29 protein-coding genes, 1 tRNA gene and 1 pseudogene are annotated in these 26,511 nt (G+C 69.6%); 16 read left to right on the forward strand and 15 right to left on the reverse strand.

Annotation, left to right across the window (positions count from 1 at the left end; all coding sequences use genetic code 11):
* The first annotated feature begins 75 nt into the window (after nucleotides 1-75).
* Together HNR23_RS19490 and HNR23_RS19495 are read left to right on the forward strand one after the other, a co-directional pair.
* Nucleotides 76-717 (forward strand): hypothetical protein, encoded by a 642-nt coding sequence (locus HNR23_RS19490; RefSeq protein ID WP_184077498.1) that lies wholly within the window; start codon nucleotides 76-78, stop codon nucleotides 715-717.
* 124 nt (nucleotides 718-841) lie between these two features.
* Nucleotides 842-985 carry a hypothetical protein gene (locus HNR23_RS19495; RefSeq protein WP_184077500.1) on the forward strand — a complete coding sequence of 48 codons (144 nt, stop codon included), beginning with the start codon at nucleotides 842-844 and terminating at the stop codon, nucleotides 983-985.
* Between the two features lie 94 nt (nucleotides 986-1,079).
* On the opposite strand, the gene HNR23_RS19500 is transcribed toward HNR23_RS19495, so the two are convergent.
* The 3 genes from HNR23_RS19500 to HNR23_RS19510 are packed head-to-tail and all read right to left on the reverse strand — an operon-like array spanning nucleotide 1,080 to nucleotide 1,647.
* Entirely contained in the window at nucleotides 1,080-1,298 is a 219-nt protein-coding gene (locus HNR23_RS19500) for a hypothetical protein (protein WP_184077502.1), read from the reverse strand.
* Nucleotides 1,295-1,510, reverse strand: a complete 216-nt coding sequence (locus tag HNR23_RS19505; protein ID WP_184077504.1) for a hypothetical protein — start codon at nucleotides 1,508-1,510, stop codon at nucleotides 1,295-1,297. The genes HNR23_RS19500 and HNR23_RS19505 overlap by 4 nt, the downstream gene beginning before the upstream one ends.
* A complete protein-coding gene (locus HNR23_RS19510; protein WP_184077506.1) occupies nucleotides 1,510-1,647 on the reverse strand; it encodes a hypothetical protein in 138 nt (45 codons plus the stop codon). The genes HNR23_RS19505 and HNR23_RS19510 overlap by 1 nt, the downstream gene beginning before the upstream one ends.
* 164 nt (nucleotides 1,648-1,811) lie before the next feature.
* Here HNR23_RS19510 and HNR23_RS19515 point away from each other — a divergent pair, with 164 nt between their 5' ends.
* Nucleotides 1,812-2,942: a helix-turn-helix domain-containing protein gene (locus HNR23_RS19515; protein ID WP_184077508.1), complete on the forward strand. Its 1,131-nt coding sequence runs from the start codon at nucleotides 1,812-1,814 to the stop codon at nucleotides 2,940-2,942.
* Between the two features lie 135 nt (nucleotides 2,943-3,077).
* On the opposite strand, the gene HNR23_RS19520 is transcribed toward HNR23_RS19515, so the two are convergent.
* The 3 genes from HNR23_RS19520 to HNR23_RS19530 are packed head-to-tail and all read right to left on the reverse strand — an operon-like array spanning nucleotide 3,078 to nucleotide 6,446.
* Nucleotides 3,078-3,542 (reverse strand): hypothetical protein, encoded by a 465-nt coding sequence (locus HNR23_RS19520; protein WP_184077510.1) that lies wholly within the window; start codon nucleotides 3,540-3,542, stop codon nucleotides 3,078-3,080.
* An 8-nt stretch (nucleotides 3,543-3,550) separates the two neighbouring features.
* Nucleotides 3,551-6,034: a DNA/RNA non-specific endonuclease gene (locus tag HNR23_RS27565; protein WP_184077512.1), complete on the reverse strand. Its 2,484-nt coding sequence runs from the start codon at nucleotides 6,032-6,034 to the stop codon at nucleotides 3,551-3,553.
* 43 nt (nucleotides 6,035-6,077) lie between these two features.
* The gene (locus HNR23_RS19530; RefSeq protein ID WP_184077514.1) at nucleotides 6,078-6,446 is read right to left on the reverse strand and encodes a DUF6507 family protein; all 369 of its coding nucleotides are present in this window, start codon (nucleotides 6,444-6,446) and stop codon (nucleotides 6,078-6,080) included.
* Nucleotides 6,447-7,278: 832 nt separating this feature from the next.
* On the opposite strand from HNR23_RS19530, the gene HNR23_RS19535 reads away from it, so the two are divergent.
* The 6 genes and pseudogenes from HNR23_RS19535 (at nucleotide 7,279) to HNR23_RS19560 (ending at nucleotide 12,087) form a co-directional block, all read left to right on the forward strand.
* On the forward strand, nucleotides 7,279-7,614 hold the full coding sequence (locus HNR23_RS19535) for a hypothetical protein (RefSeq protein WP_184077516.1): 336 nt from the start codon (nucleotides 7,279-7,281) through the stop codon (nucleotides 7,612-7,614).
* A 64-nt stretch (nucleotides 7,615-7,678) separates the two neighbouring features.
* Nucleotides 7,679-7,984, forward strand: coding sequence for a pore-forming ESAT-6 family protein (locus HNR23_RS19540; protein WP_184077518.1), 306 nt, complete (start codon nucleotides 7,679-7,681; stop codon nucleotides 7,982-7,984).
* A 234-nt stretch (nucleotides 7,985-8,218) separates the two neighbouring features.
* Nucleotides 8,219-9,247: pseudogene (locus HNR23_RS19545) on the forward strand (TNT domain-containing protein); the annotation flags it as partial.
* Between the two features lie 204 nt (nucleotides 9,248-9,451).
* Nucleotides 9,452-10,777, forward strand: coding sequence for a type VII secretion integral membrane protein EccD (eccD, locus tag HNR23_RS19550; protein ID WP_184077522.1), 1,326 nt, complete (start codon nucleotides 9,452-9,454; stop codon nucleotides 10,775-10,777).
* 67 nt (nucleotides 10,778-10,844) lie between these two features.
* Complete coding sequence (locus HNR23_RS19555) at nucleotides 10,845-11,753, forward strand: MinD/ParA family ATP-binding protein (RefSeq protein WP_184077524.1); 909 nt, start codon at nucleotides 10,845-10,847, stop codon at nucleotides 11,751-11,753.
* Between the two features lie 55 nt (nucleotides 11,754-11,808).
* Nucleotides 11,809-12,087 (forward strand): hypothetical protein, encoded by a 279-nt coding sequence (locus tag HNR23_RS19560; RefSeq protein WP_184077526.1) that lies wholly within the window; start codon nucleotides 11,809-11,811, stop codon nucleotides 12,085-12,087.
* A gap of 84 nt (nucleotides 12,088-12,171) precedes the next feature.
* Here the strand turns inward: HNR23_RS19560 and HNR23_RS19565 are convergent, their stop codons facing one another.
* A complete protein-coding gene (locus HNR23_RS19565) occupies nucleotides 12,172-13,431 on the reverse strand; it encodes a hypothetical protein (protein ID WP_184077527.1) in 1,260 nt (419 codons plus the stop codon).
* A 342-nt stretch (nucleotides 13,432-13,773) separates the two neighbouring features.
* Here HNR23_RS19565 and HNR23_RS19570 point away from each other — a divergent pair, with 342 nt between their 5' ends.
* On the forward strand, nucleotides 13,774-14,019 hold the full coding sequence (locus HNR23_RS19570; RefSeq protein ID WP_184077529.1) for a hypothetical protein: 246 nt from the start codon (nucleotides 13,774-13,776) through the stop codon (nucleotides 14,017-14,019).
* 1,009 nt (nucleotides 14,020-15,028) lie between these two features.
* A complete protein-coding gene (locus HNR23_RS26975; protein WP_184077531.1) occupies nucleotides 15,029-15,448 on the forward strand; it encodes a TIGR03668 family PPOX class F420-dependent oxidoreductase in 420 nt (139 codons plus the stop codon).
* Between the two features lie 99 nt (nucleotides 15,449-15,547).
* On the opposite strand, the gene HNR23_RS19580 is transcribed toward HNR23_RS26975, so the two are convergent.
* On the reverse strand, nucleotides 15,548-15,730 hold the full coding sequence (locus HNR23_RS19580; RefSeq protein ID WP_184077533.1) for a DUF397 domain-containing protein: 183 nt from the start codon (nucleotides 15,728-15,730) through the stop codon (nucleotides 15,548-15,550).
* Nucleotides 15,714-16,529 carry a helix-turn-helix domain-containing protein gene (locus HNR23_RS19585; protein WP_184077535.1) on the reverse strand — a complete coding sequence of 272 codons (816 nt, stop codon included), beginning with the start codon at nucleotides 16,527-16,529 and terminating at the stop codon, nucleotides 15,714-15,716. Before HNR23_RS19585 ends, HNR23_RS19580 begins: the two co-directional genes overlap by 17 nt.
* Nucleotides 16,530-16,729: 200 nt before the next feature.
* Between HNR23_RS19585 and HNR23_RS27280 the strand changes: the two genes are divergently transcribed.
* Complete coding sequence (locus tag HNR23_RS27280) at nucleotides 16,730-16,852, forward strand: hypothetical protein (protein WP_281381850.1); 123 nt, start codon at nucleotides 16,730-16,732, stop codon at nucleotides 16,850-16,852.
* Complete coding sequence (locus tag HNR23_RS19590) at nucleotides 16,849-17,292, forward strand: hypothetical protein (RefSeq protein WP_184077537.1); 444 nt, start codon at nucleotides 16,849-16,851, stop codon at nucleotides 17,290-17,292. Before HNR23_RS27280 ends, HNR23_RS19590 begins: the two co-directional genes overlap by 4 nt.
* A gap of 146 nt (nucleotides 17,293-17,438) precedes the next feature.
* On the opposite strand, the gene HNR23_RS19595 is transcribed toward HNR23_RS19590, so the two are convergent.
* From HNR23_RS19595 to cysS, 3 genes are all read right to left on the reverse strand, one after another.
* Nucleotides 17,439-17,511: transfer RNA gene (locus HNR23_RS19595), tRNA-Thr, on the reverse strand.
* A 40-nt stretch (nucleotides 17,512-17,551) separates the two neighbouring features.
* Nucleotides 17,552-18,538 carry a 23S rRNA (guanosine(2251)-2'-O)-methyltransferase RlmB gene (gene rlmB / locus HNR23_RS19600; protein ID WP_184077539.1) on the reverse strand — a complete coding sequence of 329 codons (987 nt, stop codon included), beginning with the start codon at nucleotides 18,536-18,538 and terminating at the stop codon, nucleotides 17,552-17,554.
* 162 nt (nucleotides 18,539-18,700) lie between these two features.
* Nucleotides 18,701-20,104, reverse strand: a complete 1,404-nt coding sequence (gene cysS, locus HNR23_RS19605) for a cysteine--tRNA ligase (protein WP_184077541.1) — start codon at nucleotides 20,102-20,104, stop codon at nucleotides 18,701-18,703.
* Nucleotides 20,105-20,422: 318 nt separating this feature from the next.
* Between cysS and HNR23_RS19610 the strand changes: the two genes are divergently transcribed.
* Entirely contained in the window at nucleotides 20,423-22,279 is a 1,857-nt protein-coding gene (locus HNR23_RS19610) for a hypothetical protein (RefSeq protein ID WP_184077543.1), read from the forward strand.
* Nucleotides 22,280-22,387: 108 nt separating this feature from the next.
* On the opposite strand, the gene ispF is transcribed toward HNR23_RS19610, so the two are convergent.
* From ispF to phoU, 3 genes are all read right to left on the reverse strand, one after another.
* The gene (gene ispF / locus HNR23_RS19615; protein ID WP_184080613.1) at nucleotides 22,388-22,861 is read right to left on the reverse strand and encodes a 2-C-methyl-D-erythritol 2,4-cyclodiphosphate synthase; all 474 of its coding nucleotides are present in this window, start codon (nucleotides 22,859-22,861) and stop codon (nucleotides 22,388-22,390) included.
* A gap of 36 nt (nucleotides 22,862-22,897) precedes the next feature.
* On the reverse strand, nucleotides 22,898-23,380 hold the full coding sequence (locus tag HNR23_RS19620; protein WP_184077545.1) for a CarD family transcriptional regulator: 483 nt from the start codon (nucleotides 23,378-23,380) through the stop codon (nucleotides 22,898-22,900).
* Nucleotides 23,381-23,801: 421 nt separating this feature from the next.
* Nucleotides 23,802-24,464 carry a phosphate signaling complex protein PhoU gene (phoU, locus tag HNR23_RS19625; RefSeq protein WP_184077547.1) on the reverse strand — a complete coding sequence of 221 codons (663 nt, stop codon included), beginning with the start codon at nucleotides 24,462-24,464 and terminating at the stop codon, nucleotides 23,802-23,804.
* A 123-nt stretch (nucleotides 24,465-24,587) separates the two neighbouring features.
* Here phoU and HNR23_RS19630 point away from each other — a divergent pair, with 123 nt between their 5' ends.
* Both HNR23_RS19630 and HNR23_RS19635 read left to right on the forward strand, forming a co-directional pair.
* A complete protein-coding gene (locus HNR23_RS19630) occupies nucleotides 24,588-25,763 on the forward strand; it encodes a sensor histidine kinase (protein ID WP_394353789.1) in 1,176 nt (391 codons plus the stop codon).
* The gene (locus HNR23_RS19635; protein WP_184077549.1) at nucleotides 25,760-26,458 is read left to right on the forward strand and encodes a winged helix-turn-helix domain-containing protein; all 699 of its coding nucleotides are present in this window, start codon (nucleotides 25,760-25,762) and stop codon (nucleotides 26,456-26,458) included. Before HNR23_RS19630 ends, HNR23_RS19635 begins: the two co-directional genes overlap by 4 nt.
* Nucleotides 26,459-26,511 lie beyond the last annotated feature (53 nt).

The raw sequence follows: 26,511 nt of genomic DNA on the forward strand, positions 1-26,511 counted from the left end.
ACATGGCCGCGGTTCACGTCGGCGGAGACATATACATTCGTCCGGTTACCCGAACCGACCCCCAGGAGACGTTCCGTGCACCCCGAACATCCTGACCCGGCGACTCCCCCACCGGCACCGCCCTACGGACCGCCGAACCCCACCCCCCACGGCTCCTACCCGGCACCCCCACCGCAGGCCGCCTACCAGCAGCACCCGCACATGGGGCACCCTCATCCGAGCTACCACCCCGCGCATGCGGCCGCACCGTACGGGACTCCCCACTGGCGCTACCCCGCCAACCTCAAGCCGCCCGGGACCGTGACCGCAGCCCGGGTCCTGATGTTCATCCAGGGAGCCCTCACGCTAGGCGGGGCACTCCTGGCGTTCATCGCCTCGCTCGTCGGCGGCAGTCAGGCGATACCCGGGTCGGACGACGCGAGTCTCGCGCTCTTCGTCGGGGCCATCGGCGCCGTCGGCCTTCTCATGGGGGCCGCATCGATCACCCTCGGCGTGCTCGCCGGCAAGCGATCGACACGCGTCATGTGGACGATCGCGGGCTACCACGCGCTGCTCGTAGCACTCGCCATCAGCGCCATCGTCATGGAGCCCAGGAATCCCAACGCCCTCCTGGTACTCACCACCGACAGCCTCATTCTCGGCTTCACCCTGAGCAAGACGTCCCGGCTCTACTACCAGTCGGGTAAGGCAAACCCCGGCACCAACGTGGTTCCGTAGGACCAGGCCCGCCACAGCCTGGGGCGGGAACCCCCGGCCGCGCCGCTACCGGTTGACCGTCGAACCCCGCCCCCTACGGCTCCTATCCGGCTCCTCCACCGCAGCTCTCACAACCGTCGGCGCCGTGATCGCCGCTGTCGGCTCGATCATCGTCGAAAACCAGGCCACCCTCCTGATTCTCGTCCTCTACATCCTGATCATCTCCTTCACCCTCACCAAGGATTCTCGGGCGTACTACCTGTCGGGAACGACCCAGCGTGATCATTAACGTCGACTGACACACGCCGGCCCCGGGGGGATGGGTTCGGGCACGTCCCGCGCGCCCCACCAGGTCAACCGGGATGGGGCGCGCGGGGGCCTGCCTACTCGAAGGGCGACCTCCAGACGATCGGCGCCTGCGGGCTCTTCGCCGGGGTGACGGCGACGACCGTGAGGCGTTCGCACCGCGGACAGGTCGCGCTGAGGATCGCGCGCCCGTCCAGGGTGTAGCCGCGCTGGACGACCGGGGCGCCCATGGCGTCGGCCAACGCCCGCAACCTGGCGGGGTCGCCGACGTCCTTGATCTCACACCAGGTGGTCATCGCCCGCCCCCGTCCAACCGGTTGAGCAGCCGCGCGGCGGCGGTGGTGGAGAGCCCGCATTCGCCGACGAGCGCGCGGAAGACCTCCCCGCGCGACGCCCGAAGACGGATCACGTAGCCCAGGTGGCGGGCGGTGTAGCGCTGTAGAAACGGCAACTCGGGGTTGCAGGTCACGGTGATGTCACCGATCACGACCCGGACGGCGGAGGTCATCACACGACCTCCCGTGCCCTCAGCGCGACCAGCCCCGCGAACTTCCGAAACCGGCGGTCCTCGACGGCGCGCCGACGCTCCAACGCGGTCACATAGGGGCGAATCCGGCGGCTCCGCCGGGATGACAAGATGGACACGTCTCACTCCTCTACCGAGTGGGGCCAAGCCCCGGGGCCGTGCCAGCGGTCGCCGGGGTCCTGTCCGTCCATCCTTCGCGTCGGCGAAAACCGGGCGACAGTGTGACCGTGTTGCCTACTCTGGAAACGGCAACGGTCAACACCTCCCGGGAGCGTTATCGCCCATGACCGAATTCGGGAACCTCGCACGCCGCACCATGGAAGACCACGGTTGGTCACTACGTGCTCTTGCCCGCGAGGTGAACTACGACGCCGGGTACCTCTCGCGCGTTCTATCCGGAAAGCGGCGCCCCTCAGCCGGTCTTGCGCGGGCTCTCGACAGAAGGCTCAGCGCCGACGGCGCCCTGATCGCAGCGGCGAAAGCTGCTGAACCGTCGGCCCCGGTCACCGATCCGGCGAACGGGGCCACCGACGAGATCGCTCACATGCGCGCCGCAGTTGACCACCTCGTTGCCCATGACAGCCGCTACGGAGGAGACGAGATTGCCCCCGCCGCCGTGCGGGTCTGGCGGAGCGGACACCGTCAGCTCGACAGCGGCACCATTCCCGAACAGCGACAACAGGACTTTCTTGCTGCAGTCGCCGAAATGGCCGAAGTGGCCGGCTGGCTGCTGTTCGACGCTGACCGGCAGGACGCTTCCAGGACAGCCACGCTCGAAGCCCATATGCTCGCGCGCCACGCCGGTGATCGCTCGATGGAGCGCTTCGCACTGACGAACCTCGCCATGCAGGACGTTGAGGTCAACCGTCCTGGAGAAGCATTGAGGATCGCGGACGAGCTCCTGTCCGAGCCTCGAATTCCACCCCGTGTCGCCCTACTGGCACGCATCCGCCGGGGACGAGCACTCGCCTGCGTCGGAGAACGGCGCCGCGCCTTAGACGAGCTCGGCGCCGCACGGGCAGGACTTGAGGACTCGATCAGCGCCCGGGACCCAGCATGGACGTGGTGGGTCAACGACTGCGAATTGAGCGGCCACGAGGGTGAGGCGCTGCTTGTACTGGGAGATACCGCCGCCGCACTGCCGAAGCTGGAGCGTGCCGCCGAGCTGTCGGCCGTGTTCCGCAGGAACGGCCGAGGCAGCCTCTATTACCAGGTGTCTTTAGTGCAGGGGTACGCGGCGGCTCACGCATGGAGAGAGTGCGGAATAGCCCTTGAGGCCCTCCCACCAGCACTGGAGTCAGTCAGCTCCGGCCGCAACCGCCGCCGACTCCGATTCGCAGTCCGCACCATCACCCGCGATCCCGAAACCCCGCTGTGGCTGTCGGACCTGGCCCGGGACGTAGCAGCCGCGTAGGCGAACCGGAGACGAGAAAGCTAAATATTCCGACGAAACGGAAATGGCGAGATACATTCCCATGATCACCGAAGGGTGTCGACCAGAGGCCTGCCAGAGTCCTCCTCTGCGGCAACGTGACGGTGTGACATGGATTCAATCGGCCAGCTCGCCACCCGCAACGTTCTCAAGCTTCCTCACCACCCAGTCGGGGATATACTTCTTCTCTCTTGGAAACAGTGTAAGATCCAGTGCAAAGTAGTTGTCAGGCAGAGGAAGATCTTCCCTTAGTTCGCGATCATAGTTGTACTCAGCCTTGAACCGGCCATCGCGCATGACTACGATGCCCATCGCGTACCACGATCCCTTGCCGGGCTCGTACATCCCCCGCTTAAGATCACGTACCAACTTACCGATAGAATTCGGGATGGACATCACGTTGTCCACCACGCCCCCGTCCTCCAAAAGCGTCGGCGCACTTTCTTGCTGGAAGATTGCAACGTTGATGCTGTTGTAGGACGCTTCAACCCACCCTTCGGGTGCGACAGACGCGACGCCTTGAGCGATCTCCGTGAGAACTTCGTGAACCTGTGCTGGATTCAGCTTCTCATACTCTGGCACTACTCCTCCTAGGTGAGCGGTGGCACATTCTCGTATGTTCGCTTTTTGGGTGTTCCGTCAATTACATATTTGACAGTTATACTCTCTGGGCTATTCATGTTTCCGCTGTAGTCCAGCTCTATCTCAACGTCGACTTTCTTCGGGGGGATCGGGGGATCTGCGTCCGGCCTTCCCTTTAGTGCATCCGCCCACTCTCGCTCAAGTACGCGGAAACTATCCTCGATGGTCGCCTTTCTCCCATCAACCCGAGAAATATCTCGGTTGATGTACTCGGTCATGGGGACGAGATTGACAAGTTCACCCGGACCACCGAACATGCGGGCAATCAGGTGTCCGGGGTTCCAGGTGACGTCCTTGTACTGGGCAACATCAGCCGGAGTGAGGACTCTCCCAACTCTCTCCTGGGCCGTAGAAAGGATCTGCTCATTTTCCTTCCTGTACACGTTCTCAAAATCCTCTTTCCCCAGCCTCTTGGATCGGCGCTCACTTCCGGGGTCACGGATCCCGTCATCAAGAGAGATCTCTCCGGAGACTGATACCGTCCTGGCTTGGGAGTCGGTTTTGAACGTGAATTTGCCGTCGACCTCATATGTCATGTTCGGGCGGGGATTCGCGAGCTCGATGTTCGAGCCCGGGGATCTTGCCGAGGAGATGGAATCCGTCTGGACCTTGACGACCTTGCCGTCATGGCCCGTGACGAAGATTCCTCGGTCGACACCCCCCTCGTCCACAACACGGTAGCTCGTGTTCGGCGCAAGCTTGCCGCGATCGTCGAAGACCTCGCCGACCTTTGGAGTGAGGTCAGTGGGGATGGGGGACCGGTGGCCTCCAGTTGCGGGCCCTGTCTCCCGTCCACCATTACCGACGCCGCCAGACGCATCGGAGAGTCCGGACCCTCCTTGGCCACGCCCAGTACCTCCCAGGGGGCTGAGGGATGACCCGAAGTCCCCACTACTGGTGTTCGAGTGGCGGCCTGAGCCGGGTGAATCCGCCCCTGCGGCCCCGAAGGTGGACGCGCGACCGCTTCCCGGACTGTCGGAGGATGAGTAGAGACCACCGCCTCCGCCATGGCCGCCGCCGGAGGCAGCGGGGCCCATGTCGCTGTTGCGGGCTGTTGCTCCGGCGCCGACGAGTTCGCTGTGGCGTTCGCGGGACAGGTCCCTCATGGCGGCGTCGAGGTCGCCGCCGTTGTTCTTGACCAGTTCTTCCAGGCGGGAGATGTCGCGCTGGACCTCGGTGGTGGCCCGGTCCGGGGTGGCGGTGGCCTCCCGGGGCGGGGCAGGCGTGTCTGAGGTGTCCTCGCGGCGGGTGCCGGACCCGGCGGATTCCTGGGGGTGGGGTGCGGGTGATCTGCTGCCTGGAGTCTGGGCGGGTGCCGGGGATGCGGGCCGCTGGCTCCCGGAGGGGCTGGGTTCTCCGCCGTCGCTGCCGGAAGTGCCGTGCCCACTGCCGGTGGAGGGGCCGCGGCCGCTGCCGGTCGAAGGGCCGTGGCCGCCGACAGGAGGAGAGGCAGGGGTGCGGCCGCCCGCGCCCGGTGAGAAGTCCGGGGTGGACGGGGTCGTGGGGGTGGGGGTCTTCCACCGTCCGGGGGACGGCGAATCAGAGGTGGGGGTGAAGGAGCCTCCGCCGGGCTTCCACTTGGCCGCGATGTTGGCGGCCGAGGTCAGGACGCGCGATGCCCCCCGCACCAGCCCCACACCTCCGGCAGCCACACCGACCGCGGTGATCCCGGTGGTCGCAACCGTGTAGCCGGGCGCGTCGTCCCACTGGCTCCAGCCGGTCAGGCCGTCGGCTACACCCCACCACGCCTCGCGGGCCAAGCCCTCCTGGTCGCGCCACTCGGCACCGAGCCCCACACCGCTGCCGTGGACCCTGTTCTTGCCCAGCAGGGCCATGTAGCCCGCGTAGGTCTCATCGGCGTGGGTTACAACGTTGCCCTTCCACTCATCGAAGGACTCCACCCCCCAGCCGTCATCGGTGTAGAACCCCGAGGCGTAGGCGAGCGACACCGCCGCTTCCCACTGCCCGCCCAGGGTTGCGTCCCAGGCCCCCCGCAGGAAGTCCATGTCCGCCTTGACCGACTCCTGGAACCAGTTGAGGTCCGGCTCAGCGGGAGCACCCCAGGGCATCGGTGCGTCCTCGGGGATCTCCTCGACACCGTGGGCGCGCTTGTTGCCGCGGATGATCTCGCCGTTGTCGGCGACGAACTCCGGCCCGCCGTACAGGTCGGTGATCTTGTTGGCGCACTCCCGCTCCGCGGCCTGGTAGGCCACCACCGCAGAGTCGATGTCGGCTTTGAGCTGGTTGTGCTCCTCGACCAGGTCGTCATCGCTCTTCCAGTCGGTGCAGCCGTTGTCCAGGCTGAACTGGTAGGCCTGGGAGCGCAGGGCTTCCAGCTTCTTCTTCAGCTTGCGGGCCGTCTCGGCGAAGGCGGTCAGCGCGTCGGCGACGGTGGCCAGGTCGCCGCTGATGTCCTCGCCCCGGGTGGCCACGGGGTTGATGGCCGCCAGCAGCTGCTCGGATTCGGGTGCGGGGTTACCGGAGCTCGGCGCCCTTGGGGCGGTTCAGGCCCGGGTCCTCGACGAACCCGGCGTTGGCCTGGGCCTCGGCGGCCATTTCGAGGTTGCCGTTCATGTAGGCCACGACCGCGCCGCTGCAGCCGTTGACGGCACTGGCGGTCTTGGCCGCCATCGCGCCCATGTCGGCGGAGCAGAAGCCGAAGAACCCCCGCAGGGCGATGCCGATCGGTTCGCTGGCCGCTTTGGCGGCCGCGGTCTCCATGTTCTTGCCGACCGCGGTGATCTCACCGGTCAGGCCCTCGGTGCCCGCCTCGTCGCCCAGGTGCCCGGAGACGCTCTTGAGCACGCCGCCCACACCGTCGGGGTTGATGTCCCACGAGCTCACCGTTCTCGTCCTCCCGTGCGGATGCGTGGATAGGTGAAACCGACACGCCTGCTTACTGCTCGCCCGATTACGACTACCGAACGGTAGCGACAGTTCCGAATCGACGGGAACACGGCCGTGGCCGACTCCGGCCACGAGCTGTCGGAGACATCGATCGGGCGTCGACATGGGTCACTGTGGTGTTCGCTGAACCCATTTACATCGTGTGACCTGGCGATTCACCCGGTGGAAGGGGAATCATCAGGGCTCGTCGCGGGTCGGTTTCGTCGGGGCGACGCCGAAAAACGGTCAGCTCGGAAGCTCGGCGGCGGGGGTTCGGCGGCACGTTGGCCGAAACCGGTCGTCTTTCGGTCGCGGGCGGCGAGCTGCTCCATCAGGATCGCGATCGATTCCCCCGACCGAGCTGCATCGCCGGTGACATCGCCGGTCAGGCGGGCTGCTGCCGTTCTGATACCGGCTACCGGCCCCATGGCTGCGGGGGAGTCGGGTGTGCCGGAGGACACACCCCTCCCGGATTCCGTATCCTCCGCCGAAGATGATTCTCCGGGCTCCCAATCACCCGGGTCTACCTGCGAAAACTTCATCGATCCCTCACCCGTACAGCGTGCTCTGCCGAATCCGGACAGCTCCGATTGTCGGCATTATGCCTATGCTTGACGACGCACGGTAAGAACCGCTGTATTAATTACGGTCATGCCCGCTGCGCCACATCAGCGGCCCGCTGGACGCGTTCAGTCCCCCGCGTCGGCGGTCGGCCGAGCGCAGCACGTCGGCGCCCCCGCAGCCGGGCGCCTCCCCCAAGACCGATGGACGACGAGGAACGGGTGAAGAGATGTCACGTTGGGACTTCGGCGACCAGACCCTGACGACCCTGGCCCGCAGCACCTCGGGGTCGACCGACGAACTCAGCGACCTGATCAAGCAGCTCATCCAGGCGGCCGAGCCGCTGTCCGGGAAGTTCAACGGCGCCGGCAAGGCCGCCTTCGACTCGTTCAAGGCCCGCGCCGACCAGATCACCGCCGACCTCAACGCCGGCCTCGGCTCCATCAATGAGGGCCAGGTCGGCATGCAGACCGCTTTCTCCAGCGGCAACCAGGCGATGGCCGACGACGCCCAGCGCAACATGTCGGCGGCCAACTTCGACGCCGCGAAGTTCCGCACCGCCTGACCCCGGGCCCCACCCCACCCGGCCCCACCGACGTCACCGTGTCCCAAGGAGTTGAGTTCCCTCGATGAGCGGCAACGGACGCAACAGCTACGACCTCGGCGCCTCGCAGGAGTCCCAGACCAACATCCACACCGTCATGGCACGGCTGGAGTCCATCATCGGCGATCACGACGTCGACGTCAGCACCGCCATGGCCGACTTCGAGGCGACCGGTGTCTCCGACGAGTACAGCGCCAAGGAACTGAAGTGGCACAACGCGGGCAACGAGGTCCGCGACATCATCCGGCTCGTCCGCGAGACCCTGGAGACCAACGACGGCACCGCGCAGTCCACGCTCGGCCGCGCCAGCGCCGCGGTCCAGGGCATCTGACGACACCTCCGCACCCGTCGAATCCCTGGTCAGGACGTCGCCGATGTGCGGCGTACCGGAAGGTCTGCGAGGATCGGGTTTCAGTCGATGCACGTACGGGAGGGGCGCCCGCTCGACCGGCGGGCGCCCCTCCCGTTCCGCGCGCTTCCCCCCGCGGCGCGCCCCTGACCGCGCACCGATGGACCCCCGCGCCGGCCGCCCCGCCGCGCCCCGAGGCCTCGAAGGGAGTCTGAGATGGCACGCGACTACGACAGCCAGCTGTTGGAGTCGACCGCCGTGCGCCGCAAACGGCTCCGCGAAGCCGTCTTCTTCGGCCCCCAGCGCACCCGCCGACGCCTCGACGAGAACATCGGCAAGATCATCGCCAGCCTGGTCGTGTCCGCCGTCATCTGCGCCGGAACGGTCGGCTGGTCGTTCCTGCAGAGCCAGCTCAAGAACCAGAAGGAAGAGCAGGAGCAGCAGGCCGCCGGCCCCGACGCCGCCACCGCGCCACTCCCCGCCGAATGGCTCGGCACCGAGGTCACCTTCCCCATGCTGCGTGAGGAGCTCGACCGCGCCCACGTCCCGCCGGGCCTCTACGTCCTCCCCGGAGACGAACGCCCCACCCCCGACCAGGCCTCCAGCTACTACCTGCTGACCGAGGAAGGCGAGGGCGAGGACGGCTACTCCGTCGGCATCGTCGAGTTCTCCCAGGGCCGCACCGGCGCGGAGTTCCGCACCGAGGACGAGGCCGCCCGCTGGCTCTACCTGGAGCTCGTACCGGGCACCTCCGACCCGCGGGCCCTGAGCGACGAGGAGGAGCAGCAGGCGTCGGAGCAGACCGGCGAACTCGTCGCGTCGGCCCGGGAGAGGATCGACGGGCGCGTCGGCGGACCGAGCCGGGTGACCCTCGAACCGGGCCAGGTGGTGGACGCCTACGGCCAGGAGAGCGGGTCACTCCTCTTCCCCGACGGAACCCCGTTCTCCGAGCGCGGGCTGCCCGCGTCCGTCCGGCGCGCCGCGGGCGACGCCGGCAGCGGCAGCGGCAGCGGCAGCGGCACGGGGTTCGACGCGGCCGCGGGCGCCGACGCCTACCACCGCTACCGGGTCGCCTACCCCTTCCAGGTACAGGCGTCACTCGCCCCGGCCGAGGGCGGCGACCCGGGCGGGGGCGTCCGCTTCCGGGTCACCGCCGACGGGTTCGCCCAGCCGCCCCAGCTGCCGAGTATCCGCTGGCTCGTGGCCAACGGCTACCTGGAGCGCGTCACGGTCACGGGCCTTCCCAGCGACCGCCCTGCCTCTCCCCCACCGTCCCCGTCACCCTCCCCCTCTCCACTCGTGTCGCCGGAGGCGTCCGCACCGCCGTCCCCGGCGCCGCCCGCCTCCCCCGACCCGTCCGAGCCCGCCGCCTCCGCCGCGCCCGCTTCCGCCTCCGGTGGCGGCCGGGACTGAGACGACCACCCGCAGAGAACGATTGGACACGTCCCCATGACCACGTGGAGCCGGGTCACCCTCGTCGGTGAGCGGCGCAGGGTCGACGCCGTCCTGCCCGCCGAGGAGCCGATCGGCTCGCTCATGCCGGAGCTGCTCCGCCTCCTCGGCGACCCGGTGCGCACCCCGGCCGTGCCCCTGCACCTCACCACCGCTGCCGGCGACTTCCTCGATGGCGGCTCCACCCTGGCCGACAAGGACATCGCCGATGGCGCCGTGCTCCGCGTCGTCCGCGCCGACGACCCGCTGCCGGCGCCGGTCGTGCACGAGGTGCCCGAGGCGGTGGGGGCCGCCCTGGACGACCACGCGGGCCGGTGGGGGTCGGCGGCGGCCCGGTGGACCGCCACGGCCGTGTCGATCGCGCTGTGCCTGGCGGTCGGTGCCGTGGTCTGGAGCGTCACCGGCGACCGGACGGGCGTGATCGCGCTCGCCGCCATCGCGCTCCTACTCGCGGGGGCGGGGGCGGCGCTCGGCCCGTTCTGGCGCGAACCACTGGGCACCGCGCTGTCCATCGGCGGCGGGGCCGTGGCCGCGCTCGCCGTCTGGCACGCCGCCGACCTCTACACCTGGCCCGGCTGGGCGCGCTGGTGCGGGCTGGCGGTCGTGGCCGCGCTCCTGGTCATCGGCCTCGGCCTCACCTCGCGGCTGGGGCGGGGAGGTCTCGTCGGCGGTGGGGTCGCCCTGGCGCTTGCGCTGCTGTGGGCGGGGGCCGCGGTCTTCGGCCTCGGCTTCGCCCGCTCCTCCATCCTGGGCGCTGTGGCATGCGTCGTCCTGCTGGGGCTCATCCTGCGGCTCGCACTGACCTTCTCCGGGCTGACCATGCTCGACGACCGGCGCAGCGAGGGATCGGTCGTGGCCAGTGCGGACGTGCGCAGCGCGCTGGCCAACGCCCACACCGGCATGGTGGTGTCGACGGCGGCGGTCGCGCTGTCCGCCGCCGTGGCCGGGTTCGGTCTGACGACGGACCTCGACGCCTGGACCACCACGCTGACCGTGCTGCTCGCGGTCGTCGTGGGCAGCCGGTCCCGGATGTTTCCACTCGTCACGCAGAAGGTCCCGCTGGTGGGGGCCACGGTCGCGATCGTTGTGGCGTTCGCGGCGGCACTGCCGGGCCACGCGCCGTGGGGTGCCGCGGCAGCGGTCGGCCTCCTGGTGGCGAGCCTGGGTGTCCCGCTCGTGGTGCTGACGACCGATCCGCCCGCCCACATGCGGGCGCGGCTCCGCCGGGTCACCGACCGGATCGAAGCGGTGGCGATCGTCGTGTTCATTCCGGTGGCCATCGGAGCGCTCGGGACCTACGAGCGGCTGCTGGCCACCTTCTAGGTGATGGGGTCGATCCCGGCGACCGCGGAGGACCGCGGGGGCGGCACGCAGGCAAGGGCAGGGTGAGATGAACGAGCGAACGGAGCCGCCGGGTGCCGGGGCCATGACCGCAGGGGGCCGCCACGGGGACTCGCTGCTGCGCAGGGTCGGCCGCGGCGTCCTGGTGCCCTTCCAGCCGTCGGACCGGGCCCTGTCGGCGATCGAGCTCGGCGGGGCCCTGCAGCAGACCATCACCACCAGCCGCAGGATCGTGGTGAGCCGGCCGCGCGCCGGGGCGGGCGAGAGTACGGTGACCGCGCTGCTGGCCACCGTGTTCGCGCACTACCGCAACGACCGTGTGCTGACCATGGACATCACCCCCGGGTCGGACGCCCTTGCGCGGCGCCTCGGCGTCCGGCCGGAGTCCTCGCTAGGGGATCTGGAGCGCGGCGAAGCCGACCCGGACTCGTTCGACGAGCTGGCACCGTACCTGACCGCGGTCCGCGACCGGCTGTGGATGCTCCCAGGTGTGCAGAACGGCCGCCGGGACGGGGTCGACGGCCAGGCCTTCCACCGGACGCTGCTGCCACTCACCCGGTTCTTCGGGATCACGCTGATCGACCGGGGTGCCGACGTCTTCGACGGCTTCAACCGGGCGGCGCAGGCCAGCGCGCACGCCCACGTTCTGGTGGCCCCGGCGACGCGGGAGGGGGCGGTGAGCATCGCGCGGGCGTTCGACTGGATGACCGCGAACGGCAACGCGGCGCTCCCGGCCGACATCGTGGTGGTCTTCGTGGAACAGGCTCCGGGCGAGGATCCGACCTTCGACGCCGCCGGCGCCGCCGATATCCTGCGCAGGAGCGGCGCTGCGGTCGTGCGGCTCGGCTACGACCGCCATCTGGCCGCGACGTCGGCGTTCGACCCGCGGCGGATCGCCGCCGCCACCCGGACCGCAGCGGCGCGGATCGCGCTGGAGGCGCTGCGCCGCGCACTGTGAGCATCGGCGCCGAGCGGTGTCCGCCGTCGCCCCGACCCCGAGGAGGTGGGAGTCCATGCAGAACCATCCCCGGCCGACCGTCCGGGCCGACCCGGCCTCCGACCCCGCCCGTGCCTTCCTCGAAGGCGGCGACCGCCCGGCCCCGCCCCCGCAGCCCGCACCTCGGCCCAAGCCGTCACCCCCGCCGCGAACGGCCCAGGCCCCGCAGACGCCCCCAGCAACCGGGGAACCCACCTACGAGCAGCTGCTCAACGCCCTCCCCGCCCTCCCACCCTCCCGCTGGGGCCGCGCCCTCCACCACCTCACCGGAGGCCGACTTCGCCCGGGCGCGTGACCCGCGACAGGAGCAGGCGCAAGGTGGCCCGTCATCTGCGGTCCGCGCCGGGCGAAGCCTCGCCTGCCGCTCGCTTCCGCCGGATCAGGCCCCTTCCAGCCGCGGCGGCGAGTAGAGAACTTCCTCGTCGAGGAGAGGCGTCCACTCAGGACACCATTCCGGGGCGCGGCGGGCCATCTCTTCGCGGAGGCAGCCGACCGGCGCGGTGGCGTTGAAGCGGTTGTCCGCCGGTTCCCACCAGGGCCAGTGGTCGTAGGCCCGCTCGACGACCTCGCCCTCGGGGGTGACGGCGACGCGGAGGTAGAACCACCGCCCCCGCTCCGGGTGCGCTTCCGCTCCCCTCAGCCGATCGAGGAGGCGGAACATGTCGAAACCGGCGTCCACCATTCGCCCCGACGCGTCCTGGACACCCATGCTGGAGCCGCGCCCGGTGACGGTCGCGGTAAGCGTCGCCACCCCGTCGGCCGCCACCGCGCAGCCGCGCACGGCGTCGACGAGAGCCCGCAGCTCCTCCGAGTCCTGCGGGGTCGGGCGGTCCAGCTCCCGGGCAGCGCGCATCGCCTCGCCGACGCGCAGCCCCCACTCCGTGCCGCTGATCTTCCGGACGCGACGCTCCGCCGGGCGCCCCCTCCCCGCAGGCAGGTGCGGCCGCTCGGCACCCGCGGTGAGTCCCGCACGCCGAGCCACCTCCAGTGCGGCCGGTACGCCCGGTCGTTCGCCGTCGATCAGCTCCAGCACCACTGCCAGCGCCTGGCTGTCGACCGTGCCCTCGGCGGCGCGGCGCATCAGCTCCCGGCCCCGGGACAGCGCCGCATCCTCATCGAACTCTTCGTCTTCTCCGTCTTCTGCGTCGGCTTCCTCCAGGTAGGCGTGGTCGAGAAACTCGCGGACCTCATCCACGGCTCGCTCAATCGACGAGATCCGCTCAACGAGCATTCCGAGCCCGTCGTCGTCAACGCCGTCGGGGTAGGGGACCCTGCTCCACACGGCCCCGTCCCACCAGTAGAGGAAGCCGACCGGTTCGCGGTCCTCATAGTCGGCGAGCCACTCCCACGGCAGCCAGTCCGGGCCGCCCGCGAGGAAGTCGATGGGGGTCGGGTGGAAGTCGTAGGTGTCGCTGCACTCGTGGTCGTGTCCGACGAGGACGGCCCGGCCTCCCTCGATCCGGACCAGGGACCACTCGTTTCCACCGCCGTCGTCGAAGTGCAGAACCTCGTCCTCCACCGCGAAGATCGCCCATTCATCACGAATCCCGGCACCCAGTGCGGCAAGTGCCGCGCCATGGGACCACAGCATCTCCACCGGCGGCAGGTCCTCGGGGCGTCCGGGGCGGTGGAACTTCATGTGCAATGTCCTCTTCCCACATCGCCGATCAGGGGGCCGCCCTGCCACCTTCGGGTGACGAGGCGGATCGTGCGGGTCCCTTCCTACCTCCCATTGAGGACAAAGGGATCCAGACATCGCCTCTGGGCACCAGCGGCCACGGTTCAGGACAATGACACCGACGGTTCGACGGTCGTGATCGGGGTTGTTTCACGAGATCGCTCCCGTAACGGCACGTATCCGACCGGGACATGAACTGTTACATCCCAAGTCCGCGCGAACCGGCTACCCGCTTCATCGCCGCGTGTAATCCTTATGGCACCGCTCATACACGAGCCGTTGTCGGCGTTAGGAGTGGCCACCATGTACTGTCCTCATCCCCCGCAGGTTCAGGCCGTCATCGTCAAGGACGGGGTCGCCAGCATCCACGTGACCGGGTGTCTCCCCCGTGAGGTCGGCTTCGCCGACCCCTGGCATCTGAACCAGATCATCCGCAACACCAAGATCGAGGTGGGCGACACCAACCCCCGGCTCGACTTCTGTCCCAAGTGCACCGCGTGGAACGACCCGGGTACGGCCAAGTGCACACTGTGCGGCCATCCGCTCTGAGACAGGACCGCCGCGTTGATCCGCCCTGACCCGCCCTGACCCGCTCTGACGCGCTCGCTCCGCGGTGGCGGCGGTGCTGGGCATTACCGTCCTTGTGGGCTAGGCGGGACCGCCTGACCGGCACCGACCGAGAGATCCAAGAAGCCGCCAAGTCCCTCGCCGACGGCCCCCACGGTCGCCCACCTTTTCCCTGCTTGCCCGCGGCCACCCGAATGTCCGCAAAGACACCCACCGCCCCCGCCGTCGCCGTCCGACGAGGACTGAGTAGTTCGGCCGCTTCCGGCCAGTCCCATGACTGACGGGCCTGTCATGCGGCTGAGTACATAGCGGGGGTCGGAGGGGTCCGCTGGGCGGCCTTGTCGGCGGTCTCGCGCGGGGTGTTCTGGGGAAAAGCGGCAGCGACGGCGGTCGTGGCCTGGGCCGGCGGTCGTCGTGCGGGTGGGCGTGGGGCCGGGCCTGCACAGATCGGTGCCCCCTTCTCCGTTGATCTCGGAGATATTGGGGTCAAAATCGACCGTGAGACCCCACTATCTCCGAGATCAACGGAGAAGGAGGATTCCCGCGCCCGGCAGCCCCTCCCGCGATGACCATGGGATTCAATCGGGCAAAACGGACGCCGCCAGATGCCAGCCCATGATCATCTTCGGGGAGGCCGCGGGCTCCCGGTTCGCGGAAAGCACTGCACGCGAAGCGGAACTCCGGGCTGCCGACCGGGTCCCAGGCGCCGACCTCCTCGCCCGCAACCGCCCGCAGGATCCGAAAGAGAACCGGACAGCGCTTTCCCACCTCCTTCTCCGTTGATCTCGGCGAAGGCCCCCACCGCTGGCCCGGCCCCACGCCCACCCGCACGACGACCGCCGGCCCAGGCCACTACCGCCGTCGCTGCCGCTTTTCCCACAGAACACCCCGCGCGAGACCGCCGACAAGACCGCCCAGCAGACCCCTCGTGCGCCGCCGTCGTCCGTCCCTCCGCTATAGGGGCTGCTCCCCGTGGGTAGATGTCGGAGTTGTGACGCGCTGGACTTCGGAGTACGCCCGGGAGCGGTTCGCATCGGGCCGGGTGGCGCGGCTTGCCACGGTTGATGCACACGGGCAGCCCCACCTCGTCCCGGTCACCTTTGCGGTGTTCGCCGACGCGGTCGTCATCGCCATCGACCACAAGCCGAAGTCCACGAGGGACGTGAAGCGGTTGGCGAATATCGAGGCCAACCCGCTCGTGTCGCTTCTCGTCGATGAGTACAGCGACTACTGGGAGCGGCTCTGGTGGGCACGGGCCGACGGTTCCGCCCGTATCGAGTACTCCGGGGAAACCTGGGAGACGGCGCGTGATCACCTCGCCCGCCGCTACCCGCAGTACCGCGAGCAGCCCCCGGACGGGCCCATCATCCTGGTGACGGTGCAGCGCTGGTCAGGCTGGTCGTTCAGGTAGCCGAGGCCCGACGTGGCGGGGCGCACGCTGGAGTTTCCGAGGACGTGAGAATGCCCCGGCACCTGATCGGCTCGGGGCATTCGGTCGGGGGCTGACCGGCTACAGGCGGTCGCGCTTCACGTCGGTCAGGAACGCGCGCCACTCGGCAGCGTCGAAGGTCAGATGGCCGAGCTCACGATTCTGCGAGTCGCGGACTTTGGTCGCCAGGCCCTCAGAGACTTCGACGCACTTCGCGCCGTCAGGTGAGTGCGAGGACGTGTGCCACTCACGGACTGATCTCATCTCTTATCTTCTCCATCACTCGTACAGACTCAGCGGGCGACCACGCCCAAGCCTGAAGATCGGCCCAAACCGCCTCAAGGCGCCGAATCTCAGAAGCATCCGCAATGACGGTATTACCCGACATGTGCTCCACATGAGCCATGGAGGGGCGGTCAGTGAACTTCAGGATCCTGAACCCTCCAGACAGTGCCGGATGTGCTCGAAGGTCACCTGGAAGTACCTGGAGCCGGACGGCTCTAGACCCAGCCGCATCGATCAGGTGAGAAACCTGAGCGGCCATGATCCCTTCGTCGCCCATCACACGGCGGATGGCCACCTCGTCGACCACGGCCCGAAGAAACGGTCCGCCTGGCGCGGTTAGCCGTCCTCTGCGCTGCCGCTTGGCCTTCACAACCCCCTCAACGGTATCCGGTGAATCCAGAGGGAGCCCAGCCCTCACCACTGTCCGCGCATACTCATCGATCTGCAGCAGACCAGGCACGAGAACCGGGTGAAACATGAGTATCTCGGACGCGCGCCGCTCGGCGGGCTGGTCCTTGTGGTACCAGTCTGGTTCAGCGTCGGAGCGCACGGCTCGCGCCCACTGCTGCATCAGAGAGCCTTTCGCCGCCAATGCCTCATCCAGTCGTTCGGCTGTGACACGTTGAACGGCTCGGACACCGCGCTCTTGCTTGACCAGCATCGATACAGACACATCAGCCGCTTTGGCGGCGTGCGCGGTGGTGAGCCCGCGCTCTTTACGTAGACGTCGTACTTCGGCACCGAAGGTGACCCATGCGGGCCGGGGGGTCTCCGCCATACGTCGATGTTGGCACACGGTTGGTACATCTACGCACCGAATCGACCCAGTACCTTCCCGGGTTTGTATTTCGCCTCCACCAAGACGAACAAGCGATTCATGCTCGTGGAGTAGGTACTCACATCCAAGTACCTGAACGACGAAGCCCTCGCGACGCGGGCGTGTGTCCGAGGGCATGGCCAACAGATCTAGGAGCTCTGTTGACGATGCACACCCTACTGCGACGACCTCCGCGCGTTCGCCCCTACGTCCTGGCCATCGAGTATCGGCGGGCACGGCAGGCCGCCGCGTTTCGGCTGTTCCGGGTGGAGGTGTCGGGATGAACGGGCCGCTGAGGACCTGGACGGTGGCCTCCCGCAAGGAGCTGGAGGCCTGGGCGCGGTATCACGGCACCACCGTCGCCATCGCCGAGCAGGCCTGGGACCACATCACCTACCGGGCCGAGGCCGTCGATCGCGACGGCACCCGCTTCCGGTGCACCTACCGGGAGCAGATCCCGCCCCGGGTGGCTGGCAAGCGGCGCGCCCACACCTACACCGTGACCATGTTCCACGGGCCCGGCGGCGCCTCCTGCTACCACGTTCGTGAGGTCACTCCTGAGCCCGGCGCGGGCGACGACCCCGCCCGGCTGGCCGAACTGCTCGCCGCCGCCGAGATCCAGCACGAGCGCCGCGCGCTGTGCGGGGCCAGTGTGGAGAACCTGACGGTGCTGACGACGGAGCGGACCTATCCGGCTGACGGGCCAGAGCGGGTGAGGGTCTGATGGTCCTCCCTCGCTGACCACTCCCTCATCGGTCGTCCGGCTCTGCAGAGGGGAAGCGGCGGGGACAGGGACGGACGGCCGCACATGACAGGGCCCGCCTGGAGGGATCCAGGCGGGCCCTGTCGACGAATGTGTCTCTCACCGAGAGCCGGCGAGGGGACTTGAACCCCTAACCTATCGCTTACAAGGCGATTGCTCTGCCAATTGAGCTACGCCGGCCGGTGTGCGTGACACCCAGTCGAATGGTACCGGTTTCCGGCTACTCCCCGGACGCCTCCGAGGCCCGGCGGCGGGCGACCTCGTAGAGGGACACTCCCGCGGCGACCGACGCGTTGAGGGATTCCGCGCCCGTGATGGGGATGCTGGCGATCGCGTCGCAGGTCTCGCGGACGAGGCGGGACAGCCCCTTGCCCTCCGAGCCCACCACGACCACGATCGGGCCGGTGGCCAGGTCGAGGTCGTCCAGCCGCACGTCGCCGTCGGCGTCGAGGCCGACCACGAACAGGCCCGCCTTCTTGTACTCCTCCAGTGCCCGCGTCAGGTTGGTCGCCTGCGCGACCGGGAGGCGCGCCAGCGTGCCGGCCGAGGTCTTCCACGCCGTCATGGTGACGCCCGCCGCACGCCGCTCCGGGATCAGCAGCCCGTTCGCGCCGAACGCGGCCGCCGAACGCGCGATGGCGCCGAGGTTGTGCGGGTCGGTCACCCCGTCCAGCGCCACGATGAGCGCGGGCTCATCGGCGCCCAGGGCGGCCTCCAGCAGGTCGCTGTGGTGCCAGTAGCGGTACGGCTTCACCCGCAGCGCGATGCCCTGGTGCGCGGCGCCCGGCTGTCCGTTGCTCTCGCAGCGGCGGTCCAGCTCGGCGCGGTTCACCTCCACGATGTCCACCCCGGCGTCGCCCGCCAGCCGCGCCGCCTCGGTGACGCGGTCGTCGGAGTCGAGGCTGTTGAGCATGAACAGGCGCGTGGCCGGCACCCCGGCGCGCAGCGCCTCGACCACGGGGTTGCGCCCGATCAGCAGCTCCGACACGGCCGGACCGTCCTGGCGCGCGCGTCCGGCGCCTTCGCCGCGCGCGCCCGCCGGGCGCTGCGCCTGCGTCGCCTGGGCCTTCTTGGCCGCGCGCCGCTGCTTGCCCTCGTACCAGTGCCGCTCCTGGGCCGGAAGCGTGCCCTTCTTGCCCTCAAGCGAGCGGCGGCCCTTGCCTCCGCTGCCCTTGGTCGGGCCCTTCTTGCTCTTCTTCGCCGGCATGAACGCCGCCTCCCCCTCGCGTCTCTTCGCACGCGTGCATGCCGGAACCCGTGGTGGTCCCGTCAGGTGTGGTTTTCGTGGTTTCGGATGATGTGGCCTACTGCCCATGGTGCCGCATGGCCGCGACCGGCCCGGCCGACCTCTGCCGGGCCCGCCTGCCGGCTAGTCGCGGCGCAGCTCCCAGCGGGGGCCGTGCGGGGTGTCCTCCACCGAGATCCCCGCCTGCGAGAGCCGGTCGCGGATCTCGTCGGCCGCCGCGTAATCCTTGCGCACCCGTGCCGCCTGGCGCTGCTCCAGGGCCACCGCGACGAGCGCGTCGACGACCTCGCGCAGCCCGGTGTCCTCTGCCCCCGCCCACTGCGCGGAGAGCGGGTCCAGGCCCAGGACGTCGAGCATCGTCCGCAGTTCGGCGGCGAGTTCGGAGACGCGCTCCTTGCGCCCCTCGGACAGTGCCGAGTTCCCCTCGCGCACGTGGCCGTGGATGATCGCCAGCGCCTGGGAGACGCCGAGGTCGTCGTCGAGCGCCGACGCGAACTCCGCCGGGACGCTCGGCGCCGGCTCCACGTCCCCGACGACCTCGGTCGCCCGGGTGAGGAAGCCCTCGATCCGCTGGTAGGCGGCGGCCGCCTCGCGCAGCGCCTCGTCGGAGTAGTCGATGACCGAGCGGTAGTGCGCCTGGCCGAGGTAGTAGCGCAGCTCGACCGGCCGCACCTTGCGCACCATCTCCGGGATCAGCAGCGAGTTCCCGAGCGACTTGCTCATCTTCTCACCGCCCATCGTCAGCAGGCCGTTGTGCAGCCAGTACCGGGCGAACCCGTCACCGGCCGCCTGCGACTGGGCGATCTCGTTCTCATGGTGCGGGAAGACCAGGTCCAGACCGCCGCCGTGGATGTCGAAGGTCGGGCCGAGGTACTCGGTGGCCATGGCCGAGCACTCCAGGTGCCAGCCCGGCCGACCGCGCCCCCACGGTGTGTCCCAGCTCGGTTCGCCGGGCCGGGCGCCCTTCCACAGCGCGAAGTCGCGCGGGTCGCGCTTGTCGCGGTCGCAGTCGGTGTCCGCCGCACCGCGCATCTGGTCGACCTTCTGGTTGGACAGTGCCCCGTACTCGGGGAACGACAGCACGTCGAAGTAGACGTCGCCCGAGCCGTCGCCGGCGGCGTAGGCGTGCCCGGTGTCGATCAGTCGGCGCATCAGCTCGATCATCTGCGGCACGTGCCCGGTGGCGCGCGGCTCGACGGTCGGCGGCAGGCAGCCCAGGATGTCGTAGGCCCAGCCGAACGCGCGCTGGTTGCGCTCGCTGACCTCCCACCAGGGGACGCCTTCCTCGTGCGCGACGCGGATGATCTTGTCGTCGATGTCGGTGACGTTGCGGCACAGCGTCACCGAGAAGCCCTTGTGGGTGAGCCAGCGCCGGAGTATGTCGAAGTTCACACCGGAGCGCACGTGCCCGATGTGCGGCGGCGCCTGCACCGTGGCACCACACAGGTACAGCGAGACACACCCCTCGTGCAGGGGGGTGAAATCGCGGACCTCGCGGGCTCGGGTGTCATAGAAGCGCAGACTCACAGTGCCAGGGTAGCCGTTTCGCGACCGTCCGGGGCCGCCGTCCGGCATCCCGCTGACCTCTGTCCACGTCCGGTCACCCCCGCCCCGGAGCCCCGCACCGCCCCCGAGAATTGGACGTGCCTTAATTCCCGACCTTGTGTCCGAAGAAACCGAGGCATTCCCCACTCCCGGTCACCCATCCGTCACCCGAGCCCGCATAATCCGCGACGAACTGGACCGTTTTCATTTCGCAACGGCGCCGGCGTCCGATCTGGATCCGGCCACTTCCGGGCAGATCCTCGTGTCGGCGGTGTTCACTGGACTACCCTTCTGCGCACGATGGCCGTTAAACCCTCCTCCGAATCCACCGGTCCGCGCCTCGCGCCCGAACCGGCCGGCACCGGTTCCCCGCTCCCCGCCATCGCCCTGACGGGGGTCGGGGTACTGCTGATCGCCGCTTCCGCCGTTCTGCTGTCCTACAACGGCATCTACCAGATCGCGCTGCTCGGCGGCATCGAGCCGCGCTACGCCCACCTGTACCCGGCGGGCTTCACACTGCTGCTCCTGATGTCGTTCGGGGCCAGCTACCTGCTGCGAGCCGCGCCGCGACCGCGCCGCCTGTGGGCCGACGCGCTGATCCTCGCCCTGATCCTGCTGGCGGCGGGCGCGAGCGCGCTGCACGCCACCGGAACCGCGATGCCCAAGGGGCTGGTCGTCGTCGCCGTCGCCGCGACGCCGTGGCTCGCGCTGCTCGTCGCCTTCCGCGTCTTCATGTGGGTCTACATGCACCTGCGCGGCGAGGGCGACGACGAGCCCCGACCCGCGGCGGCGCCGCGTCCCCGGCGCCCCGTGCCGCCGCCCGAGGCGACCGTGCCCGCGGCCCCGGTCGCGCGGGACGAGCCCGCTGCGGCCGACGTCGAGACGACCGCTCCGATCTCGCCGCCGGCGGCGCCGCAGCGGATCCACGGCGCCGCCGAACACGAGGAGGGCGACGAGGACAGACCGAGGAAGGCGCGCCGGGCGCAGACTCGGCGTCGCGAGCCCTCGCTGCTCTGGCCCCGCTCACATGGCGAACCGCAGGCGGGAAGGCGCGAGGAGAAGGCCGCCGAGGAGGAGGCTGCGCAGCCGCCCGCCGAGAAGACCGGGGTGAGGCCCGCGGGCGGTACCGACGCGACGGCGACGCCGGTGGCAGGCGTACACCTGCTGCGTCCGGTGGAAACCGCTGACGGACCGGAGAAGGCCGGGCCCGCCGCCGACCCCGCCACCGAGCATGAGGCCGCCGCCGAGCCGATGTCGGCGGACGAAGCAGGGCCGACGGACGAGGCGCGAGGTCCTGCGGCGGCCGAGCTGGCCGAGCCGCCCGAGCCGAACGAGACAGCCGAGGCGGCCGCACGGAAGGGTGCGGTCGGGCGGGAGAGCGCTGCGGAGCCGTCGGTCGCGGAGGCTGCGCCGACCGCGGATCCGGTGCCGCCGTCGGCGCCGCAGGCTCCCGAGGCGGTCGCTGAGCCCGCCGACCGGGCGGATGAGAAGGCTCCGGCCGACGGCCGGGGCGCCCATGACGCCGGGGGTGCGCAAGGCGAGCGGGACGAGTGGGCCGACAAGGCGGACGCGATCGAGGCGATCCGCCGGGCCGAGGAGGCCCGCGAGGCCGCGATCCGCGCGGAGGAGGCACGGGCCGAGCAGCAGGCGGCGCAGGCCGGGCGGGCGACCGCGGACGCGGTCGACGCCGCGGACGGCCCCGGCGCTCCGGTTCTGCCCCGGCGCACGCCCGGCAGCGGCAATCCGATCAAGCTGGCGGCCGAGCCCACGCCTGTTCCCCGGCCGGCGGAGGGGCGCACGGCACCGGGCGCCGCCGACCCCGCCGTCGTTCCGCAGGCCGCGGAGGGCGACGACGGCTTCCCCCACGACATCGTCCCGGCCGACCCCACGAGCGACGAGGCCGAGAGCGTCGCCGTGCGGACGGCACGTGCCGATCATGGGCGGCGGGGCGACCAGAGCGGGCGAGGGGATGCGGAGGCGTCCTACCTGCCGGACGACGCATCCGACCCGGATGACACCGGCGAGGAGGAGCGCGCCCCCATCGGGAAGCGCCCGATGGTGCTCAAGCCCCGGCGGCAGCCGATGTCCGCGTTCCCGTTCCCGGCCGACCCGCCGTCCCGCTCGGTGCGCAGCGAGCCCACGCCGCCGCAGGACTGACCGGGGCGACGGAATCGGCTCCGACGCATCTCGCGGCCACACGTTGCGGGGCGGACCTTCGAGTCGAAGGTCCGCCCCGCAACGTGTGGCCGCGAGGATCGGAGTGGTTCAGGCGTCCAGCGGAACGCACAGGGCCGTGGCGACGGCCGCGAGGCCCTCGCCCCGGCCGGTGAGCCCCAGGCCGTCGGTGGTCGTCGCCGACACCGTGACGGGGGCGCCAGCGGCGTCCGAGAGGACCTTCTCGGCCTCCTGGCGGCGCGGCGCGAACTTCGGCCGGTTGCCGATGACCTGCACCGCGATGTTGCCGATCTCGAAGCCCGCGGCGCGGACCCGGGCCGCGGCCTCGCTGAGCAGGGCGACGCCGGAGGCACCCTTCCAGCGTGGGTCGGAGGTGCCGAACTGGGCGCCGAGGTCGCCGATCCCGGCCGCGGAGAACAGAGCGTCACACGCGGCGTGCGCTGCGACGTCTCCGTCGGAATGGCCGCTCATGCCGTCCTCACCCGGCCATTCCAGGCCTGCGAGGAAAAGGACGCGTCCTGGCATAAATGGGTGGACGTCGGTTCCGACGCCCACCCTAGGCATTTTCAGCATGAATGCAGTGGTTCTTCGTGGCCTTTATTAATTGGTGAGGACTTCGTCGAGGAGAGCTTCGGCCTTGTCCTCGTTGGTCTTTTCCGCGAGAGCGAGTTCACTGACCAGTATCTGCCTGGCCTTTGCGAGCATTCGCTTCTCGCCGGCCGAGAGGCCGCGCTCCTTGTCGCGCCGCCAGAGGTCGCGGACGACCTCGGCCACCTTGTTGACGTCGCCGGAGGCAAGCTTCTCCAGGTTCGCCTTGTAGCGCCGCGACCAGTTGGTGGGCTCTTCGGTGTGCGGTGCGCGCAGCACCTCGAAGACCCGGTCCAGGCCTTCCTGGCCCACCACGTCGCGAACACCGACATCCTGGGCGTTCTCGGCAGGCACGCGTACCGTGAGATCACCCTTGTCGACCCTCAGAACGAGGTAGGTCCTATCCTCACCCTTAATGGTGCGAGTCTCGATCGCCTCAATACGAGCAGCCCCATGATGGGGGTAGACAACGGTGTCGCCGACCTTGAAAGTCATGTGACAAGTACCCCTTCCGCTACCACAAGGGTACCATGAATCTGTGACTTAACGTACCTATTCCGTTTGCGTACGTGCAGGTCAGCGGCACTTTTCGGGGCTTGACAAAGTGCGCCGGAGGTGCTTCCGGCACCCGAGGAAACCGTTCCGGACGCGCGTTCTCGCTGGCCAAGGCCGACCGCAGTACCTACCCAGAGTAACCGCTCGGGGCCGCCGAAGGAGCCGGAAAAAGTCGCGGAAGGTTCCGCCGAAGGTCCCGAATCGCCGCCGGACAAGGCCCCGAGCATCGCAAAGTGATCTTCGCCACTCGACGCGGCCGCGGCCCGCCGGTGCGGGCGCGATCGTCGGCCGCCTTCCGGTGAGCGAGCGGCCGTGCGGGGCCCGCCGGGCACGCCCTGGGGCGCGTTCCGCGGATCGTGTCCTACACCTCCGGGTCGTAGTCCTTGGGCTTCTCACCGGTGACCATGTAGACCAGGTTGTCGGCGACGTGCACCGCGTGGTCGCCGAAGCGCTCGTAGAACCGCCCGGCCAGGGTCACGTCCATCGTGGCCTCGACCCCGTGCTCCCAGCCCGGGCGCAGGATGCGCTCCAGCAGCTTGCGGCGCAGACGGTCCATCCGGTCGTCGTCGGCGTCGAGCTCCAGTGCCGTCTCGACGTCGCGGTTGCTGACGACCTCGCCGGCCTTGATGACCAGCAGCTCGGCCTGGTGCCCCATCTCCAGCACGATGGAGCGCAGCTCCGCGGGGATGGCGGAGTCGGGGTGGCGGCGGCGCGCGATCTTGGCGATGTGCACCGCGTGGTCGCCCATCCGCTCCAGGTCACCGGCCATGTGCAGCGCGGTGATGATGGTGCGCAGGTCCTGGGCGACCGGCTGCTGCCGGGCCATCAGGTCGAACGCGCTCTTCTCGATCTCCTCGTCGAGGCGGTTGAGTTCGTCGTCTCCGGAGATGACTTCCTGGGCGGCGTTGATGTCGGCGTCGAGCAGCGCCGTCGTCGCGCGCGCGATGGCGTGCCGTGCCAGCCGGGTCATCTCGACGAGCCGGTCGCCTAGAGCGTCGAGCTCTTCATGGTAGGTGTCGCGCATGGTTCACATCGTCCCAGGTGGTAGCTGAATCACTGCGGAAGGATCGGTGAATAATCGCAGAATCTAGGTTGTAACACATGGTCATTCGGGTAAAGCCCGGATCCGCCCGTTTACGATCGAATCGTGCAAGGAGAACTGCTGGCCACGATCGCCGGGATCGTGGGGCTCCTGGTCGGCCTCGCCGCCGGGCTCGCCCTCCGAACCGGAGCGTCGCGCCGCGGCACGCCCGAGCCGGCCCACTCCTCGGAGCTGCCGCCGGGCATCGCCGAGGTGCTCGCGGCCCTGCCCTCGTCCGCCGTGGTCCTCGACCCCGCCGACCGCGTGCTGCGGGCGAGCTCGGCCGCGCGCGCCTTCGGTATCGTGCGCGGCGAGGAACTGGTCATCGGCGACCTGCTGGCCCTGGCCCGGCGGGTGCGCCGGGATGGCGTCATCCGCGAGACCGAGATCGAGGTCGCCGTTCGCAAGTTCGGTCCCGACGCTACCTCGTTCGCCGTCCGTGTCGCTCCGCTCGGCGGCACCGGCCTCATCCTGGTCCTGGCCGAGGACCAGACCGAGCGCCGCCGTGTCGAGGCGGTCCGCCGCGACTTCGTCGCCAACATCAGCCACGAGCTGAAGACCCCGGTGGGCGCGCTGTCGCTGCTCGCCGAGACGGTGGCCGACGCCAGCGACGACCCCGAGGCCGTGCGCCGCTTCACCGGCCGCATGCAGCAGGAGGCCGCCCGGCTGACCAGCGTCATCCAGGACCTGATCACGCTCTCGCGGATCCAGGGCGCCGAACCGATGACCGAGCCCAGCCGGGTCGATGTCACCGCGGTGGTCGAGGAGGCCCTCGACGCGGTGCGCATGGCCGCCGACGCCAAGGAGATCGAGCTGGTCTCCAGCGGCACCGAGGACATCTCCGTGATGGGCGACGAGGGGCTGCTCGTCACCGCCATGCGCAACCTCGTGGCGAACGCCGTCGCATATAGTCCGGAGCGCACCCGGGTATCAGTCTCCGCTGATGCAACCGAGACGATGGTCGAGATCGGCGTCGCCGACCAGGGGATCGGTATCCCGCCCCAGGACCTGGAGCGGATCTTCGAGCGGTTCTACCGGGTCGACGCGGCACGCAGCCGCGCCACCGGCGGGACCGGGCTCGGGCTGGCCATCGTCAAACACATCATGACGCACCACCGCGGTGAAGTGACCGTGTGGAGCAAGGAGGGCTCGGGGTCGACGTTCACACTGCGTCTGCCCCGGCCGCACACCCGCGAGCGGACGGGCTCGGGGGAACCCACCTATCGGGAGGCAGCACAGTGACGCGTGTACTTGTCGTTGAGGACGAGGAATCCTACAGCGATGCCCTGTCGTACATGCTGCGCAAGGAGGGCTTCGAGGTCGCGGTGGCGTCGACGGGGACGGTCGCCCTGGACACGTTCGACCGCACCGGCGCCGACCTGGTGCTGCTCGATCTGATGCTGCCGGGACTGCCCGGCACCGAGGTGTGCCGGACCCTGCGCCAGAAGTCCAACGTCCCGGTCATCATGCTCACGGCCAAGGACAGCGAGATCGACAAGGTCGTCGGTCTGGAGCTGGGCGCCGACGACTATGTGACCAAGCCGTTCTCCTCGCGCGAGCTCGTGGCCCGCATCCGGGCGGTGCTGCGCCGACGCGGTGAGGACGACAGCGCCGCACTGCCCACCGCGCTGGAGGTCGGCCCGGTCCGCATGGACGTGGAGCGGCACGTGGTGACGGTGCGCGGCGAGAACGTGCAGCTGCCGCTCAAGGAGTTCGAGCTGCTGGAGGTGCTGCTCCGCAACGCGGGGCGGGTGCTGACCCGCATGCAGCTGATCGACCGGGTCTGGGGCGCCGACTACGTGGGTGACACCAAGACGCTGGACGTGCACGTCAAGCGGCTGCGCGCGAAGATCGAGGCCGACCCCGGCAACCCTCGGTTCATCGTGACCGTCCGCGGCCTCGGGTACAAGTTCGAGCCCGGCGCCGCCGACGAGTAGCCGGCCGCTCTCCGTGATCTCGGGGCTGTCGACCGCGTCCCCCCGGTACGCGG

Origin of the sequence: Nocardiopsis mwathae (assembly GCF_014201195.1) — a bacterium.
Classification (GTDB): domain Bacteria; phylum Actinomycetota; class Actinomycetes; order Streptosporangiales; family Streptosporangiaceae; genus Nocardiopsis_C; species Nocardiopsis_C mwathae.